Source organism: Pseudomonas sp. GD03944, from assembly GCF_029839275.1.
In the GTDB taxonomy this organism is placed as follows: Bacteria; Pseudomonadota; Gammaproteobacteria; order Pseudomonadales; family Pseudomonadaceae; genus Aquipseudomonas.
The window spans coordinates 82,403-100,161 of the sequence record NZ_JAOCAH010000009.1; the positions used below are offsets into that span (position 1 = coordinate 82,403).

Here is a 17,759-nt window from a genome sequence, read left to right on the forward strand (position 1 = left end):
GATGACCATGAAAAAGCTGATGGTTTCCAGTGCCGGGCTGGTTCTGATCGCCCTGGCCTTTCTCGCCTTCAACCTGCTGTCCAGCCTGACCCTGAGCGGGGCGCGCCTGGACCTCACGGAGCAGAAGCTCTACACCATCTCCGAGGGGACCGAGAAGATCCTCGCCGAGCTGGATTCGCCGATCGAGCTGAGCTTCTTCTATTCCGACACCGCTACCCGCAACCTGCCGGCGCTGCGCAACTACGCCACGCGCGTCGAAGAGATGCTCAAGGCCTACCAGCGTGAGGCCGGCGACAAGATCGTGCTCAAGGTCATCGATCCGGAGCCGTTCTCTGCCGACGAAGACAAGGCCGCCGAGTTCGGCCTGCAGGGCATCCCGCTGCAGCAGGGCGGCGACCAGGTGTATTTCGGCCTGGCCGCGACCAATGCCTTGGGCGACAAGCAGGTGATCCCGTTCTTCGCCCTGGACCAGGAGGCCTTCCTCGAGTACGAGCTCAGCCGCCTGATCCAGAACCTGGCCACGCCGAACCGCCCGGTGGTGGGCGTGCTGTCGGGCCTGCAGATCAACGGTGGTTTCGACATGGCTGCGCGTCAGCCGACCGCGCCCTGGATGGTGATGGAGGAAGTCCGTCAGCTGTTCCAGATCGAGAGCCTCAAGCGTGACGTCGACCAGATTCCCGACGACGTCTCGGTCCTGCTGCTGGTGCACCCGAAAAACCTGCCGGAGCAGACGCTCTACGCCATCGACCAGTTCGTCCTGCGCGGCGGCAAGCTGCTGGCCTTCGTCGACCCGTTCAGCGAGGCCGACAAGCAGGGCGACATCCCCGGCGAAGTGGCCATCGACAAGGCCTCCAACCTGGAGCCGCTGTTCAAGGCCTGGGGCCTGCGCATGCTGCCGGACAAGGTGCTGGGCGACGGCTCCTACGCCATGACCGTGACCCTGGGGCAGGGCCAGCGTGCGGTGAACCACGCCGCCTGGCTGAGCCTGCCGAAGGACGCCCTCGACCAGGACGACATCAGCACCGCGGGCCTGGAGAACCTGACCGTGGCCACCGCCGGTATCCTCGAGCCGCTGGAAGGGGCCAAGACCCGGTTCATCCCGCTGATCCGCAGCTCGCAGTACGCCATGCCGTTCGAGGTCAACCGCTTCGGCATGCTGAGCAACCCGGAATCGCTGATCCGCGACCTGGAGCCCACCGGCGAGCGCTACACCATCGCCGCACGGGTCAGCGGTCCGGCGCAGTCGGCCTACCCGGAAGGGATCGAAGGCCGCAAGGATGGCCTGAAGGATGCCGAGACCATCAACGTCATCGTGGTCGCCGACACCGACATGCTCACCGACCGTATGTGGGTGCAGGTGCAGGACTTCTTCGGCCAGCGCATCCCGCAGCCCTGGGCCGACAACGCCGGTTTCGCGATCAACGCCCTGGACAACCTGGCCGGTTCCGAAGCGCTGATCAGCGTGCGTTCGCGCGGGCGCTTCAGCCGGCCGTTCGTGGTGGTCGAAGCGCTGCAGCGCGAGGCCGGCGCCCGTTTCCGCCAGCAGGAAGATGCCCTGCAGACCCGCCTGCAGGAGACCGAGCAGCAACTGGCCGCCCTGCAGCAGAAGGATGACCCGCAGGCCTTGGAGCTGACCCCGGAGCAACAGGCTACGGTCCAGCAGTTCCTCCAGGAGAAGCTGAAGATCCGCAAGGAGCTGCGTGACGTGCGTTACCAGCTCAATGCCGACATCGAGGCCCTGGGCCGCACGCTGAAGCTGAGCAACATCGTGCTGATCCCGCTGCTGCTGACCCTGGGCGTGCTGGCCCTGTGGCTCTGGCGCCGTCGCAAGCACGGCTGATCGGGTCCTCCCGCTCGACAAAGCCCCGTCGCCCTCCAGGCACGGGGCTTTTTTATTGGGGGGATGATAAGCACGTAGCCGCGTGCTCGCCGGCGTAGGAGCGGACTTGTCCGCGAGCTTTTCGGCGGGCGTTCGGGTCGTTGTCAGGCGCGAACCGCCGAGCTCGCGGGCGAGCCCGCTCCTACAGGTTCGCTGGCTTGGGGCGGGCGGTGGTCAGCGGGTAGGGTGGAGCACGCTTCACCGATCCACCGCGTAGACGAGGGCCTGCTGGTGTAGGAGCGGACTCGTCCGCGAGCTTTTCGGCGGGCGTTCGGATCACCGTCCGGTACGAATCGCTGAGCTCGCGGGCAAGCCCGCTCCTACAGGTTGGCTGCCTTGGGTCGGGTGGTCGGTCTGCGGGTGGGGTGGGGCACGCTTCACCGATCCACCGCGTGAACGGGGCCTGCTGGTGTAGGAGCGGACTCGTCCACGAGCTTTTCGGCGGGCGTTCGGATCACCGTCAGGCGCGAATCGGCGAGCTCGCGGGCAAGCCCGCTCCTACAGGTTTGCTGCCTTGGGGCGGGCGGTGGTCAGCGGGTAGGGTGGGGCACGCTTCACCGATCCACCGCGTGGACGGGTGCCTGCTGGTGTAGGAGCGGACTCGTCCGCGAGCTTTTCGATGGGCGTTCGAAACAGGGTCAGGCACGAATCGGCGAGCTCGCGGGCAAGCCCGCTTCTACAGGTTCGCTGCCTCGGGCGGGGGGAAGTGGGGTGTGTCCCGGTGTGATTGCGGGCGCGAATCAAGCCGCGTGCACGTGTTTCCGGTTATGTCCAAAAAGTGCTTTTCAGTCACAAAGCTTGTTTTATACTCGGCTGGCGCTCGTTGTTCGCCTACCTGCTCCATGTGCTCTTTTTGGCCGGGGTTGGCGACAGGAGTAACGTCCGCAGCGAACGTCAGGCCGTTAATACGGAACAATAAAAACTGCAGTTGGAGAGTGTGGTAATGGCTGATCGTGAGACAGGAACCGTCAAGTGGTTCAATGATTCCAAGGGCTATGGCTTCATCCAGCGCGAAAGCGGCGCGGATGTCTTCGTTCACTACCGGGCGATTCGTGGCGAAGGCCATCGCTCGCTGGTGGAAGGCCAGAAGGTCGAGTTCGCGGTAACGCAGGGCCAGAAAGGCCTGCAGGCGGAAGATGTGTCCGCCCTCTGAACCCCGCACCACCCCATGAAAAAGCCCGTCGATGACGGGCTTTTTCATTTCCGCTGTTTCTGCGCCCTGTAGGAGAGGCCTTGGCCTCGAGCTCGGCGGTGCATGCCCCGTGGCGATCCGAGCGGGTGAAGAAAAGCTCGCGGGCAAGCCCGCTCCTACAGGTGAACAGACTGGCGGTAGCCTGGGTCGAGCGAAGCGACACCCGGGGGGGCGCTCTGCTGCAAATGGGTCAGCCCGTACGCCAGGTGATTTCTTCGACGCCATCGGTGCTGATGCGCATCCAGCGGTCGGCCTGCTCGTCGCTTTCTTCTTCCTGCCAGCCACCCGGGGCGCAGCGCACTTCGACGTTCAGCGCGGCGAACGCGGCCTGGGCACAGGCCAGGTCGTCGTCCCACGGCGTGGCATCGCTTTCCAGGTAGAGGCTGTGCCACTTGCCGACCGCCTTGGGCAGCCAGGTCACCGGCACGTTACCGGCCTTGCACTTGAAGGTCTGGCCTTTCTGCTGCCACTCCGTGCAGGGGCCCAGCGCCTCGGCCAGCCAGCCGGCAACGACCTGGTGGTCGGCGTCTTTCAGGTAAATCTCGATGTCCGGTTGGCGCATGGTGTTCCTCGTCGATGGGGCGCTCACTGCGCGTTACGCTGGATCCAATCGTAGCGTATGGCCACGGTCACTTCACACGGCTCGGCGATCACTGCGGCACGCCTGTCGGCACTGGCGCGCCAGCCATGGGGCGTCATCGCCAGCAGGTCGGCCCGGGCCTCGGGGGTGGCCAGGTTCAGGGTGAACTGCAGGGTTTCACTGTGGGCCAGGTGCATGCCCTCGGGGATCAGTTCCAGGTGCTTCTGGTCGTCGTAGTCTCGCACCTCGTCATACAGCTTCTGGCGCAGCTCCATCAGGTGGTCGCGGGTCGGGCCCATGCGCAGCAGGCCGCCACCCAGTGCCAGCAGGCGCCTGGCTTCCTGCCAGTCGAGGGGGCTGAACACGCTGGCCAGCAACTGGCAGCTGGCGTCGGCCAGGGGCACGCGGGCCATGCTGGCGACCAGCCAATCGAGCTGCGGCGCACGCCGGCAGGCACGCTTGACCGCCTCGCGGGAAATGTCCAGGGCATAGCCCTCGGCCTGGGGCAGGCGTTCGGCGATCTGCGCCGTGTAGTAGCCCTCGCCGCAGCCGATATCCAGCCAGCGTTGTGGCGCGTAGCTCGCCGCCAGGCTCGCCAGGCGCTCGGCCAGCGGGGCGTAGTGCCCGCCGTCGAGGAAGCGCCGGCGCGCCTCGACCATCGCGGCGTTGTCGCCCGGGTCGCGGCTGTTCTTGTGCTGCACCGGCAGCAAGTTCAGGTAGCCCTGGCGCGCGCGGTCGAAACGGTGGTTGGCCGGGCAGGTGACGCCGTTGTCGACGGTGCTCAGCGGGCCCTGACAGATCGGGCAGATCAGGCTCATGCGAGGAGTTTCACCATCGTCTGGTAATAGACCTCGGTGAGCAGGTCCAGGTCGCTGGCCAGCACGCGCTCGTTGATCTGGTGGATGGTGGCGTTGACCGGGCCCAGTTCGACCACCTGGGTGCCGAGGGTGGCGATGAAGCGGCCATCGGAGGTGCCGCCGCTGGTGGACGGGGTGGTGTCGCGGCCAGTGACGGCCTTGATGCCGGCGGCCACGGCGTCGAGCAGGTCGCCCGGCTGGGTGAGGAACGGCAGGCCGGACAGCGCCCACTCCAGGTGGTAGTCCAGGCCGTGCTTGTCGAGGATGGCGGCAACGCGCTGCTGCAGGCCTTCGACGGTGGATTCGGTGGAGAAGCGGAAGTTGAACACCGCTTTCAGCTCACCCGGAATGACGTTGGTGGCGCCGGTGCCGGAGTTGAGGTTGGACACCTGGAAGCTGGTCGGCGGGAAGTAGGTGTTGCCCTCGTCCCAATGCTCGGCGGCCAGTTCGGCGAATGCCGGGGCGGCCAGGTGAATGGGGTTCTTCGCCAGGTGCGGGTAGGCCACGTGGCCCTGTTTGCCGTGGACGGTCAGGGTGCAGCCGAGTGACCCACGGCGACCGTTCTTGACCACATCGCCGAGCAGGGTGGTGCTCGACGGCTCGCCGACGATGCACCAGTCCAGGCGCTCGTTGCGCTCGCGCAGGCGTTCGACCACGGCCTTGGTGCCGTGCTGGGCCGGGCCTTCTTCGTCGCTGGTGATCAGAAAGGCGATGGCGCCCTTGTGGTTCGGGTAGTCGGCGACGAAGCGCTCGACCGCGATGATCATGCTCGCCAGGCTGCCCTTCATGTCGGCGGCGCCCCGGCCACAGAGCATGCCGTCTTCATCGATGCGCACGTCGAACGGCTGGTACTGCCAGGCGTCCAGCGGGCCGGTGGGGACCACGTCGGTGTGGCCGGCGAAGCACAGCACCGGGCCTTCACCACCGCGTTTGGCCCAGAAGTTCTCCACGTCCTCGATGCGCATGTGCTCGACCGCAAAACCGCAAGCGGCCAGGCGACGCATCATCAGCTCCTGGCAGCCTTCGTCGACCGGGGTGACGGACGGGCGGCGGATCAGGTCGAAGGCGAGCTCCAGGGTGGGGGTCAGGGCGGTCATGGTGGCTCCAGTACGGCAACAAGCGAAAAGGCGCCTATCTTAGCAGGCTGCGCCAAGCAAAACGGCGACCATCGGCCGCCGTTTTTGTGTTTCCTGACGCGGGTTTACACCGGCACGGGCTCGTCGTTGGCCTCTTCCTGCGGTTTGGGCAGGGAGGACAGCAGGGCCATGATCAGCGCGGCCAGGTACGGCAGCGACTGCACCAGCAGGGTGGCGACCCAGAACTTCACGTCGGCGCTGGGCAGGCCCTGAGTGATCGCGATGCCGGCCGCGGCGCCCCACAGCAGCAGCATGATGAACACCTCTTCGCGGGCTTCGGCCAGGGCCACCATCAGGCCGTGGCTGCTGCGCATCTTCGGCGTGCGGAAAAACGGGATGCTGGTGGTGAAGAAGCCGTACAGCACCGCCTTGGCGATGGTGTGCGACAACGCCAGGCCCGCCAGCGCCGCGCAGAACGCATCCTTGAGGTTGACCCCCACGGCACGCTGGTACAGGAACACGATCTTGCCGAACTTGAAGAAGAACAGCGCCAGCGGCGGGATGGCGAAGATCAGCAGCGGCGGGTCGACCCGCTGCGGCACGATGATCATCGCCGCGGACCAGAGCAGGGCGCCGACGGTGAAGAAGATGTTCAGGCCATCGGCGACCCAGGGCAGCCAGCCGGCGATGAAGTGGTAGCGCTGGCCTTGCTTGAGGGCCGAATCCTTGCCGAGGAACAGGCTGCGGGCATGGCCCTTCATGATCTGGATGGCGCCATAGGCCCAGCGGAAACGCTGCTTCTTGAAGTCGATGAAGGTGTCGGGCATCAGGCCCTGGCCGAAGCTGTCATGGGCGTAGGCGGCGGAATAGCCCTTCTTGAACACCCGCAGGCCCAGCTCGGCGTCTTCACAGATGGTCCAGTCGGCCCATTTCAGCTCGTCCATCACGGTGCGACGGATCATGGTCATGGTGCCGTGCTGGATGATCGCGTTGCGGTCGTTGCGGGTCACCATGCCGATGTGGAAGAAGCCCTTGTACTCGGCGTAGCACAGGCGCTTGAACGCGCTTTCCTTGCCGTCGCGGTAGTCCTGGGGCGATTGCACCACGGCGATCTGCGGGTCGGCGAAGTGCGGCACCATGTGCTTGAGCCAGTTGCGGTCCACGCAGTAGTCGGAGTCGATCACCGCGATGACTTCGGCATCCGGCGCGGTGTGCGGCAGGATGTAGTTCAGCGCACCGCCCTTGAAGCCGGCGATGGGCGAGACGTGGAAGAAGCGGAAGCGCGGGCCGAGCTGTTCGCAATAGGCCTGCACCGGCTCCCACACGGCCGGGTCCTTGGTGTTGTTGTCGATGATCAGGACTTCGAAGTCCGGATAGTCGAGGTTGGCCAGGGCATCGAGGGTCTGTTTCACCATCTCCGGCGGCTCGTTGTAGCACGGCACGTGGATCGACACTTTCGGACGGTAGGCCGTGTCGGCCAGCACCGGCTGGAACGGCCGGCGGCGCTTGAGCACCCAGACCGACTCCGCCAGCTCATGGGCCTCGGTGAGCAGCACGATGAACACGCCCAAGGCGCCGAAGCCAAGCAGCATGCCAACCGTGAGGCTGAACCAGGTGCTGTACTGCTGGCTGTAGTCGTAGCCGATCCACACCAGCATCGAGCCGCCGGCGAAGGCGACGAAGGTCAGGAAGGTGCGCCCGCGCTGGCGCAGGGAGCTGCCGTCGATCAGCAGGATCGCGAGCGAGAGCAGCGCCATCACCACCGAGGCGATGGCCAGCAGGCGCCACTGCGGGATGGCGACCACCGGGCCTTCGAAGTTGAACTTGGGCTGGCGGTCCAGGTTGTAGACGCCCCAGTAGGCCCCCACCGAGCCTTCATCACTGATTTTCCAGGGCTGGTCGAAGGCTTCGATGACGAAGTAGTTGTAGCCCTGGGCGTTGAGGGTGGTGACCAGGGTGCGCAGGTAGATCGCCTGGTCGGCCTGGGTGGCGTCGGCGCCGCCGCGCATGCGGCCGTTGCTGGGCCAGCCCACCTCGGACAGCAGCAGGGGTTTCTTGGGGAAGAGCTTCTTCAGGTCCCGGGCCCGGTCGAGGACGAACTGGGTGGAGTCCTCCATCGGCACGAACTCCCAGTACGGCAGCACGTGGGCGGCGATCAGGTCGGTATGTTCGGCAATTTCCGGGTATTCCTCCCAGATGTGCCACTGCTCGGACGTGGTCACCGGCACCTTGACGGCGTCCCGCACCCGGTCGAGGTATTCGATCAGTTTCGGCGCGGTGATCTCCCGGCGGAACAGGGCTTCGTTGCCCACCACGACCCGTACCACGCTGCGCGAGGTGTTGGCGAGTTCGATGGCCTTGAGGATTTCCCGCTCGTTGCGCTCCTCGTCCAGGCTGATCCAGATACCGAGCGTGACCCGCAGGCCGAACTCTTCTGCCAGACGCGGAATCGCCTCCAGGGCGCCATCCACCGAGTACGTGCGGATGTTGTCCGTCTGGGTGGCCAGCAGCTCGAGGTCTTCGCGGATTTCCGCGTCGCTCGGGTAGACGCCGCTCTGGGGCGTCTGGTCCTGGCGGAACGGCGAGAACGAATAGCCGGAAATCTGCTCCGGCCAGGCGGGCGCGGTGACCGGTCGGTTGTAGAGCGCCCAGATCCCGGTGAACAGGGCGGCAATGGCCAGGACGACGACGAGGTTGAGTCCAAATTTGCGCGATGGCATAGCGGTATTGGGTTCCGAAAGGGGGAACGGGGACGGTGGCGAACGCCAGATGGCGCGCATGCTACTCCGCCGTCAGGGGACTGTATAGCGCCGCCAGGTGGCGTTTTTCAAGGCATCGGGGGCGAACGATGGCCGGTCGTGGCAAATCCGTGGATCGCCTCGGAGGCACGGGCTGGCGCATCCCTTCACAGGGCCCGCAGGAGGATGCGCTCGCTGGCCTGCAGGTCGATGTCGCGGTGCTCGCCCAGGGCGGTCATGTGGTGGCGCTCCAGTTGCGCCAGCACCTGGGGAATCACCTCGGCGTCCAGGCCATGCTCGGAGAGGGTGGTGGGTACGCCCAGGCGGGAAAAGAAGGCCCGGGTCGCGGCGATCGCCTCGTCGATGCGGCTGTTCTCGTCGCCGTCGTGCAACTGCCAGACCCGCTCTGCGTACTGCAGCAACTTGGCCCGTTTGCGCTCGCGGCATTCGGCGAGCAGCGCCGGCAGCACCACGGCCAGGGTCTGGGCGTGGTCCAGGTGGTAGAGGGCGGTCAGCTCGTGGCCGATCATGTGGGTCGCCCAGTCCTGGGGCACGCCGCAGCCGATCAGGCCGTTGAGCGCCTGGGTCGCGCACCACATCAGGTTGGCGCGGGCCGCGTAGTCGTCCGGGGCGGCCAGGGCCTTGGGGCCTTCTTCGATCAGCGTCTGCAGCAGGCCTTCGGCGTAGCGGTCCTGCAACGGGGCGTCGGCCGGGTAAGTCAGGTACTGCTCCAGGGTGTGTACGAAGGCATCGATCACGCCGTTGGCGATCTGCCGCGACGGCAGGCTGAAGGTGGTGCGCGGGTCGAGGATGGCGAAGCGCGGGTAAAGCAGCGGGCTGGAGAACGGCAGCTTCTGCTGGCGCACGGCATGGGTCACCACCCCGTGGGGGTTGCTCTCCGAGCCGGTGGCGGCCAGGGTCAGCACGCAGCCCAGCGGCACGGCGGCGGTGACCCGGGTGCCGGTGAGCAGCTCCAGCGGATCGCCGGGGTGGCGCAGCGCGGCGGCGATGAACTTGCTGCCGTCGATGACCGAACCGCCGCCGATGGCCAGGATGAAGTCGCAACGCTCGCCCCGGGCCTGCTCCACGGCGCGCAACAGGGTGTCGAACTGCGGATTGGCTTCGATGCCGGCGAAGCGGCTGATGGCGAAGCCTGCCAGGGCGCTTTCGACCTGTGCCCACACACCGTTCTGGAAGATGCTGCCGCCACCATGGGTAACCAGTACGCGGCTGCCAGCCGGGATTTCCTTGCTCAGTTTGGCGATCTGCCCTTCGCCGAAGTGGATCTTGGTCGGGTTATGGAAGGTGAAATTGCGCATGGCAGGCTCCGACGGGCTGTTCTTCTTGTCATCGCTGGACTATAGCGCCGCTGCGGCCAGGCCACCGATGGCACCACGGAAAAGCACGACCAAGGCTTGGGCAGCGGTCCGTGCCTTCCTATAATGCGCGCCTGCTTTGCTGAGGTGACGATATGCCGATCGACGAACAACGCTTTTCCGGGATAGCCCGCCTGTATGGCCGCGAGGGGGCGGAGCGGCTGGCGGCTGCCCATGTCGCGGTGGTGGGTATCGGCGGCGTCGGCTCCTGGGCGGCGGAGGCGCTGGCGCGTTCCGGTGTGGGCGAGATTTCCCTGTTCGACCTGGACGACGTCTGCATCACCAACACCAACCGCCAGGCCCATGCGCTTGCAGGTGCGGTCGGCAAGGCCAAGGTCGAGGTCATGGCGGAGCGTTTGCGGGCGATCAACCCGGCGTGCGTGGTGCATGCCGTGGCGGATTTCGTCACCCGCGACACCATGGCCCAGTACATCACCGAGGAGCTGGATGCGGTGATCGACTGCATCGACAGCGTGGCGGCCAAGGCGGCGCTGATTTCCTGGTGCAAGCGGCGCAAGATCCAGATCATCAGCACCGGCGGTGCCGGTGGCCAGGTGGATCCGACCCAGGTCCAGGTTGCCGACCTCAACAAGACCTACAACGATCCCTTGGCGGCCAAGGTGCGCTCCACTCTGCGCCGCGACTACGGCTTTTCCCGCACGCCGGGGCGCAACTACAGCGTGCCGTGCGTCTATTCCACGGAGCAGCTGCGCTACCCCAAGCCCGATGGCACGGTGTGTCAGTACAAGGGGTTCGTGGGGGAGGGGGTCAAGCTCGACTGCGCCGGCGGGTTCGGCGCGGTGATGATGGTCACCGCCACGTTCGGCATGGTGGCGGCGGCCCGTATCGTCGACAAGCTGGTAGCCGGGGCACGGCGCCCATCGGAGCGGGCCAGCCAGGGCTGATCGCCCGGTGGCGGTTCAGGCGCCGCCGGCCAGCTCGCGCATGCGTTGTAGCACGGCATTGAGGCCATTGCTGCGTGAGGGCGACAGCTGGCGGTTCAGCCCGAGCTGATTGAACCAGTCGGCCAGGTCCACCCCGTGCAGTTCGCTGGCCGAGAGCCCGTCGACCCGGGCCAGCAGCACGGCGAGCAGGCCACGCAGCAACCGGGCCTCGCTGGCGGCGCGAAAGTGCCAGTGCCCGTCCTGCTGCTCACCGGCCAGCCACACCTGGCTTTCGCAGCCGTGCACGCGGTTGTCCTCGGTGCGCTCGCTGGCGTCCAGCGGCTCCAGGCGTTCTCCCCATTGCATAAGCAGACGGGCGCGCTGCTCCCAGCCGGGGCAGGCGCCAAAGGCGTCCAGGGCGAGCTGGGCAGGGGCGGGCAGGCTCATCGCAACAGCTCCAGGGCCTTGTCCAGGGCATCGAAGAACCGCGCCAGGTCGCTGGCGTCGTTGTACAGGCCCAGGGACGCGCGGATCGCGCCGGGCAGCCCGAGGCCTTTCATCAGCGGCATGGCGCAGTGGTGCCCGGCGCGCACCGCAATACCCTGCTCGCTGAGCAGGTGGGCCAGGTCCGCATGGTGCACGCCCTCGACCACAAAACTGACCAGGGCGACATCGGGCGCGCCCAGCACGCGGATGCCGTCCCGCGCCCGCAGGCCAGCCAGCAGGTGGGCGTGCAGGGCGGCTTCGTGGGCGATGACACGCGCGTCGTCCAGGCCCGCCAGGTAGTCCAGGGCCGCGCCCAGGGCGATCACCCCCGACACCGGAGGGGTACCGGCTTCGAAACCCAGGGGCGCGGGGCTGAACGCGGCGCTGTGATACTCCGCGCTGCGCAGCATCTCGCCGCCGAACTGCCAGTGACGCAGCTGCTGCAAGGCCGAGGCGCGGCCACAGAGCAGGCCGACGCCGTCTGCGCCGTACAGCTTGTGGCTCGAGGCCACGTAGAAGTCGCAATCGAGCGCAGCCAGGTCGTGGCGGCCATGGACAATGCCCTGGGCGCCATCGACCACGGTCAGGGCGTCTTGGGCCTTGGCCAGCGCCAGCAGCTCGGGCAGCGGCTGCCAGCTGCCGAGCACGTTGGACAATTGGCTGACCGCCAGCAGGCGGCAGCGCGGGCCGATCAGCTGCGCGGCCTGTTGCAGGTCGATCAGCCCGTCGGCATCCAGGGGCAGGACCACCAGTTCGAGCTGACGCCGCAGCGCCAGTTGCTGCCAGGGCAGCAGGTTGGCGTGGTGTTCCAGGGCGCTGATGACGAGCTGCTCGCCCGGCTGAAACAGGTGCTCCAGGCCGTAAGCCAGGAGGTTGAACGCTTCGGTCGCACCGTGGGTGAAGACGATCTGCTGAGCGGAGGGCACATTCAGCCAGCGCGCGACCTTGGCCCGGGTGTCTTCGAAGGCGCGGGTGGCCCGCTCGCCCGGCAGGTGCTGGGCGCGGTGCACGTTGGCGGCGCCCTGGGCGTAGTAGCCCAGCAGGGCATCGAGGACCTGTTGCGGTTTCTGGGCGGTGGCGGCGCTGTCCAGGTAGGTCTGGCCTTCGGCCTCGAGGGCCAAAATGCCAGGGAAGTCAGCGCGCCAGGGGGAATGAATGGGCATGGGAAGCACTGTAGAACCGTCGGGTGGGTTGAGCGCAGCGATACCGGGGAGGGGGCTGACGGGCATCGCTCTGCTCAACCCATCCGGCAGGCTGCAAGCACCGGGCTTGCAGCCTGCCGTCGCACTCAGTTGTGAGCGTGCAGGGCTTCGTTCAGCTCGATGGCCGACTTGTGGGTCTTGCACTCCACGGCGCCGGTCTGCGAGTTGCGGCGGAACAGCAGGTCAGGCTGGCCGGCCAGGTCACGGGCCTTGAGCACTTTGACCAGGGCGCCCTGGTCGTCGAGCAGGGCCACCTTGGTGCCGGCGGTGATGTACAGGCCGGATTCCACGGTGTTGCGGTCGCCCAGCGGGATGCCGATGCCGGCATTGGCGCCGATCAGGCAGCCTTCGCCCACGGAGATGACGATGTTGCCGCCGCCGGACAGGGTGCCCATGGTCGAGCAACCGCCGCCCAGGTCAGAGCCCTTGCCGACGAACACGCCCGCGGAGACGCGACCTTCGATCATGCCCGGGCCTGCGGTGCCGGCGTTGAAGTTGACGAAGCCTTCGTGCATCACGGTGGTGCCTTCACCGATGTAGGCGCCCAGGCGGATGCGCGACGCATCGGCGATGCGCACGCCGGCCGGGACCACGTAGTCGGTCATTTTCGGGAACTTGTCCACCGAGAACACTTCCAGCAGCTCGCCTTTGAGGCGGGCTTCCAGCTGGCGCTCGGCCAGTTCGGCGAGGTCGATGGCGCCCTGGCTGGTCCAGGCCACGTTCGGCAGCAGCGGGAAGATGCCGGCCAGGTTCAGGCCGTGGGGCTTGACCAGGCGGTGCGACAGCAGGTGCAGCTTGAGGTAGGCCTCAGGGGTGCTGCTCAGGGCCGCGTCTTCGGCCAGGAAGGTGGCGACCAGCGGCTTGTGGCTTTCGGCCAGACGGGTCAGCAGAGCGGCCTGGGCGGCGTCGACGTGCTTCAGGGCTTCGGCCAGTTCGCCCGCCTGGGCGGTGGTGAAGGCGATGGCCTGGTTGCCACCGGTGTAGCCGAGCTTTTCAGCGGCCTTGGCCACCAGGTCGGCGTTCGGGTTGAGCAGGGGCTGGGCGTAGAACACTTCCAGCCAGGTGCTTTGACGGTTTTGGGTGCCGACACCGAAGGCCAGGCTGAACAGAGCGGTAGTCATTGATGTTTTCCTTGCAGCGAATAAGGGGGCGTCACGCCAGTTCGGCGGCGTAGCGCTCGGGTTTGAAACCAACCAGGGTCTTGTTGCCGAGGTCCAGCACCGGGCGTTTGATCATCGACGGCTGGGCCAGCATCAGGTCGATGGCCTTGCCTTGGTCGAGATCGGCCTTCTGGCTGTCGTCGAGCTTGCGGAAGGTGGTGCCGGCACGGTTCAGGACGGTTTCCCAACCATGTTCATCGCACCACTTTTCCAGGTTGCCGCGGTCGATGCCGACGGCTTTGTAGTCATGAAACTGGTAGTCCACGCCGTGCTCGTCGAGCCAGGTGCGGGCCTTTTTCATGGTGTCGCAGGCTTTGATGCCAAACAGGGTTTTGCTCATGGTTACAGGCTCTTCACAAAGTCGCGGATACGTTCGGCGGCTTCGACGCACTCCGCCAGCGGGGCCACCAGTGCCATGCGCACGCGGCCGGCGCCGGGGTTGTGGCCGTCGACGCTGCGCGACAGGTAGGAACCCGGCACCACGGTGACGTGTTCGCGGGCGAACAGCTCACGGGTGAAGGTTTCGTCGTCCACCGGGGTCTTGGCCCACAGGTAGAAGCCGCCATCCGGGCGCTGCACGTCGAGCACGCCGTCGAGGATCGCCAGCACGGCGTCGAACTTCTCGCGGTACAGGTCGCGGTTGGCCTTGACGTGGGCTTCGTCCTGCCAGGCCGCGACGCTGGCCAGCTGGGTCTGCACCGGCATGGCGCAGCCGTGGTAGGTACGGTACAGCAGGAAAGATTTCAGAATGTCGGCGTCACCGGCGACGAAGCCCGAGCGCAGCCCCGGCAGGTTAGAGCGCTTGGACAGGCTGTGGAACACCACGCAGCGCTTGAAATCGTTGCGACCCAGCTCGGCGCAGGCGGTGAGCAGGCCGGCCGGCGGCTGTTGTTCGTCGAAGTACAGCTCGCTGTAGCACTCGTCGGCGGCGATCACGAAGTCGTGCTCGTCGGCCAGGGCGATCAGCTTCTTCAGGGTTTCCACCGGGATCAGCGCGCCGGTCGGGTTGCCCGGCGAGCACAGGAACAGGATCTGGCAGCGCTCCCAGACGTCGCGGCTGACCGCGTCGAAGTCCGGGTTGAAGCCGTGTTCTTCCAGGCAAGGTAGGTAGTGCGGCTGCGCGCCGGCCAGCAGGGCCGCGCCCTCGTAGATCTGGTAGAACGGGTTGGGGCTGACCACCAGGCCATTGGCCGAACGGTTGACCACGGTCTGGGTGAAGGCGAACAGCGCTTCGCGGGTGCCGTTGACGGGCAGCACATGGCGCGCCGGGTCGAGCACGCCGGCGTCCAGGTTGAAGCGTCGGGTGGCCCAGGTGGCGATCGCTTCGCGCAGGGCCGGAATGCCCAGGGTGGTCGGGTAGACCGCCAGTTGCTCCAGATTGGCACTCAGGGCCTCGGCCACGAAGGCCGGCGAGCGGTGCTTGGGCTCGCCGATCGACAGGGCGATAGCCGATTTGTCTGCCGACGGCCGGGCGTCAGCGAGCAGGGCGCGCAGTTTCTCGAAGGGGTAGGGCTGCAACTGGTTCAACGCGTCGTTCATGGCGAGTTCCTGGTGTCGCTGGCTGCCGGTCGGCAGTCGGTGGAGATCATGGCCGGCATCAGATGGATATCCGGCTGAGGTCGGCGGGCTGCCCGTGGGCGTCCGACAGTTGTTCGATGATCGCGTCCTGCAGGCGGATGCACAGTTCGGGATCGGACAGCGGCTGGTTGTGCGCGTCGGTGACGAAGAACACGTCTTCCACGCGCTCGCCCAGGGTGGCGATCTTGGCGTTCTGCAGCGACAGGTCGAAATCGAGAAAGATCCGCCCGACGCGGGCCAGCAGGCCGGGGCGGTCCGGTGCGGTCAGTTCGAGGACGGTCACCGGGCGCTTGGCGTCGTTGTGGATGGTCACCTGGGGCGCGAAGGCGAAGTGCTTCAGCTGGCGCGGCACCCGGCGCTGGATGATGCTCGGATACTCGTCCGGGTTCTTCAGGGCGTCGACCAGCCCCTGGCGAATGGTCCGGATGCGCTCGGGGTTGTCGCCGATCGAGCCGCCTTCGGCCTCGAGCACGATGTAGGTGTCGAGGGTGAACTGGCTGGTGGACGTGAGAATCCGCGCGTCATGGATGTTCAGGTTGAGCTGGGCCATGGCGGCCACGGTCACGGCGAAGAAGTCGTGCTGGTCCTGGGCGTAGATGAATATCTGGGTGCCGCCCTCGAACTCGCGCTGGGTGGTTTCCTTGATCAGCACCAGCGGGTTGCCGTCGTTGGGGTGCTGGAGGATGGCTTCGGTGTGCCAGGCCACGTCGTTGGCGGTGTGGCGCAGGAAATAGTCGTCGCCCAGTTGCGACCACAGCTGCTCGGCGTCGTCCTGGTCGGTGCCGCCACGCACCAGGATGTCCAGGGCGGCGCTCTGGGTCAGGCGGATCTGCTCTTCGCGCTCCAGGCGGTTTTCCAGGCCCCGGCGCAGGGCGCGCTTGGTCTCGGTGTAAAGCTGGCGCAGCAGGCTGGCGCGCCAAGAGTTCCACAGGCTCGGGTTGGTGGCGTTGATGTCGGCCACGGTGAGCACGTACAGGTAGTCCAGGTGCGTCTGGTCGCCGACGAACTGGGCGAAATCGTAGATCACCTGCGGGTCGGAAAGGTCCTTGCGCTGGGCGGTGGTGGACATCACCAGGTGGTGCTGCACCAGCCAGACGATCAGTTTGGAATCCCAGCTCGGCAACTGGTGGCGCACGCAGAAGGCCTCGGCGTCCACCGCGCCCAGCTCCGAGTGGTCGCCGCCACGGCCCTTGCCGATGTCGTGGTAGAGACCGGCCAGGTAGATCAGTTCGGGCTTGGGCAGCTTGTCGATCAGCTTGCTGGCGAGGGGGAATTTCTCTGCCAGCTCCGGCCACTTGAACTTGCGAATGTGTTTGATCAGGTTGAGCGTGTGCGCATCGACCGTGTAGATGTGGAAGAGGTCGTGCTGCATCTGCCCGACGATGTGCCCGAACTCCGGCAAGTAGCGGCCGAGAATGCCGTAGCGGTTCATCCGCCGCAGGTTGCGGTGGATGCCCTGGGGGCTCTTGAACAGTTCGATGAACAGGCTGGTATTGCGGATGTCCTTGCGGAAATCGTCGTCGATCAGGTGGCGATGATCGCGCAACAGGCGAATGCTGTCGGCGCATACGCCCTTGATGTCCGGGTGCTGTGCCATCAGCACGAAAATCTCCAGGATCGCGAAGGGTGTGCGCTTGAAGACGTTCGGGTTGGTCACTTCGATGTAGTTGTCGCGCAGCTGGAAGCGGCTGTTGAGCGGGGTCGCCGGCCCGCTTTCGCCGGCCCGGAGGATTTCCTCCTCGAAGTGCTGGTTGATCAGGTCGCTCAGCTCGGCGATGCCCATGACCACGCGGTAGTACTTCTGCATGAAGCGCTCGATGCTGCGCTTGGCATTGGTGTCCTCGAAGCCGAGCAGCTCCGCGACCTTGCTCTGGTGGTCGAACAGCAGGCGGTCTTCGGCGCGGCCTGCCAGCATGTGCAGGGCGTAGCGCACCTTCCAGAGAAACTCCTGGCTGGAAGCCAGCAGGCTGTATTCGCCTTCCAGGAGGAAGCCCTGGCCCACCATGGAGTGCAGGTTGAGTGTGCCGAAGTGACGGCGTGCCACCCAGAGAATGGTCTGGATGTCGCGCAGCCCGCCCGGAGAGCCTTTGACGTTGGGCTCCAGGTTGTACTCGGTGTCGTTGTACTTGCGGTGCCGCGCGCGTTGTTCCTCGCGCTTGGCCAGGAAGAAGTGCTTGCTCGGCCACATGGCCGTGGTGCTGGTGACATCCTGCATACGCTGGCGCAGGCGTTCGGGGCCGGCGATGGTGCGGCTTTCCATCAGGTTGGTGACCACCGTCAGGTCAGCCTGGGCCTCCTGGGCGCACTCGTCGACCGAGCGCACGCTCTGGCCGACTTCCAGGCCGATGTCCCAGAGCAGCGTCAGGAAACGTTCGATCGGCTCGCGGAAGGTCTCGTGGTCGGCGCCGTCCAGCAGGATCAGCAGGTCGATGTCCGAATAGGGGTGCAGTTCACCGCGGCCGTAGCCGCCGACCGCGAGCAGCGCGATGTCGGCGTCTTCGCTCCAGGCGAGGCGATCCCAGGCTTGGCGCAGGATCTGGTCGGTGAACCAGGCACGGTCCTCCACTAGGCGGCGGATTTCCCGGCCATCGCGAAAACGCTTGTCGAGCACCTCGTGGGCCCGGCGGATGGCTTTCTTGAAGGCCGCGATAGGGCTGGCCTTCAGTGCCAGTTCCGCCTGGAACTGCCCACGGTCGAACAATTCGGGATCTACCTGCGGCATGCAGCAGCCTTCCTTTATAGAGCGGCAGT

General features: G+C 66.3%; 14 protein-coding genes. 3 read left to right on the top strand and 11 right to left on the bottom strand.

From position 1 onward, the window contains the following. Positions 1–7 precede the first annotated feature (7 nt). Both N5C28_RS15255 and N5C28_RS15260 read left to right on the top strand, forming a co-directional pair. Positions 8–1,840, top strand: coding sequence for a Gldg family protein (locus N5C28_RS15255; RefSeq protein ID WP_279823531.1), 1,833 nt, complete (start codon positions 8–10; stop codon positions 1,838–1,840). Positions 1,841–2,822: 982 nt separating this feature from the next. Beyond that, positions 2,823–3,032: a cold-shock protein gene (locus tag N5C28_RS15260; protein WP_208708776.1), complete on the top strand. Its 210-nt coding sequence runs from the start codon at positions 2,823–2,825 to the stop codon at positions 3,030–3,032. 229 nt (positions 3,033–3,261) lie between these two features. Here N5C28_RS15260 and N5C28_RS15265 read toward each other — a convergent pair whose 3' ends face one another. From N5C28_RS15265 to N5C28_RS15285, 5 genes are all read right to left on the bottom strand, one after another. Next, entirely contained in the window at positions 3,262–3,633 is a 372-nt protein-coding gene (locus tag N5C28_RS15265; protein WP_279823535.1) for a hypothetical protein, read from the bottom strand. Positions 3,634–3,656: 23 nt separating this feature from the next. After that, a complete protein-coding gene (locus N5C28_RS15270) occupies positions 3,657–4,469 on the bottom strand; it encodes a putative RNA methyltransferase (RefSeq protein ID WP_279823537.1) in 813 nt (270 codons plus the stop codon). Then, the gene (dapE, locus tag N5C28_RS15275; RefSeq protein ID WP_279823540.1) at positions 4,466–5,605 is read right to left on the bottom strand and encodes a succinyl-diaminopimelate desuccinylase; all 1,140 of its coding nucleotides are present in this window, start codon (positions 5,603–5,605) and stop codon (positions 4,466–4,468) included. Before dapE ends, N5C28_RS15270 begins: the two co-directional genes overlap by 4 nt. Positions 5,606–5,709: 104 nt before the next feature. Next, on the bottom strand, positions 5,710–8,304 hold the full coding sequence (locus tag N5C28_RS15280) for a glycosyltransferase (RefSeq protein ID WP_279823542.1): 2,595 nt from the start codon (positions 8,302–8,304) through the stop codon (positions 5,710–5,712). A gap of 185 nt (positions 8,305–8,489) precedes the next feature. Further along, complete coding sequence (locus N5C28_RS15285; protein ID WP_279823546.1) at positions 8,490–9,641, bottom strand: iron-containing alcohol dehydrogenase; 1,152 nt, start codon at positions 9,639–9,641, stop codon at positions 8,490–8,492. A gap of 152 nt (positions 9,642–9,793) precedes the next feature. Here N5C28_RS15285 and tcdA point away from each other — a divergent pair, with 152 nt between their 5' ends. Continuing rightward, positions 9,794–10,603 (top strand): tRNA cyclic N6-threonylcarbamoyladenosine(37) synthase TcdA, encoded by an 810-nt coding sequence (gene tcdA / locus N5C28_RS15290; protein WP_279823549.1) that lies wholly within the window; start codon positions 9,794–9,796, stop codon positions 10,601–10,603. Between the two features lie 15 nt (positions 10,604–10,618). Here tcdA and N5C28_RS15295 read toward each other — a convergent pair whose 3' ends face one another. From N5C28_RS15295 to N5C28_RS15320, 6 genes are all read right to left on the bottom strand, one after another. After that, a complete protein-coding gene (locus N5C28_RS15295; RefSeq protein WP_279823553.1) occupies positions 10,619–11,029 on the bottom strand; it encodes a SufE family protein in 411 nt (136 codons plus the stop codon). Next, on the bottom strand, positions 11,026–12,231 hold the full coding sequence (locus N5C28_RS15300) for a cysteine desulfurase (protein WP_279823557.1): 1,206 nt from the start codon (positions 12,229–12,231) through the stop codon (positions 11,026–11,028). The genes N5C28_RS15295 and N5C28_RS15300 overlap by 4 nt, the downstream gene beginning before the upstream one ends. A gap of 125 nt (positions 12,232–12,356) precedes the next feature. Next, entirely contained in the window at positions 12,357–13,391 is a 1,035-nt protein-coding gene (gene dapD / locus N5C28_RS15305) for a 2,3,4,5-tetrahydropyridine-2,6-dicarboxylate N-succinyltransferase (protein ID WP_279823561.1), read from the bottom strand. 31 nt (positions 13,392–13,422) lie between these two features. Next, the gene (locus N5C28_RS15310) at positions 13,423–13,770 is read right to left on the bottom strand and encodes an ArsC family reductase (RefSeq protein WP_279823564.1); all 348 of its coding nucleotides are present in this window, start codon (positions 13,768–13,770) and stop codon (positions 13,423–13,425) included. Between the two features lie 2 nt (positions 13,771–13,772). After that, positions 13,773–14,969, bottom strand: coding sequence for a succinyldiaminopimelate transaminase (gene dapC, locus N5C28_RS15315; RefSeq protein WP_279823566.1), 1,197 nt, complete (start codon positions 14,967–14,969; stop codon positions 13,773–13,775). Between the two features lie 58 nt (positions 14,970–15,027). Beyond that, positions 15,028–17,730, bottom strand: a complete 2,703-nt coding sequence (locus tag N5C28_RS15320) for a [protein-PII] uridylyltransferase (protein WP_279823567.1) — start codon at positions 17,728–17,730, stop codon at positions 15,028–15,030. Positions 17,731–17,759: the final 29 nt, after the last annotated feature.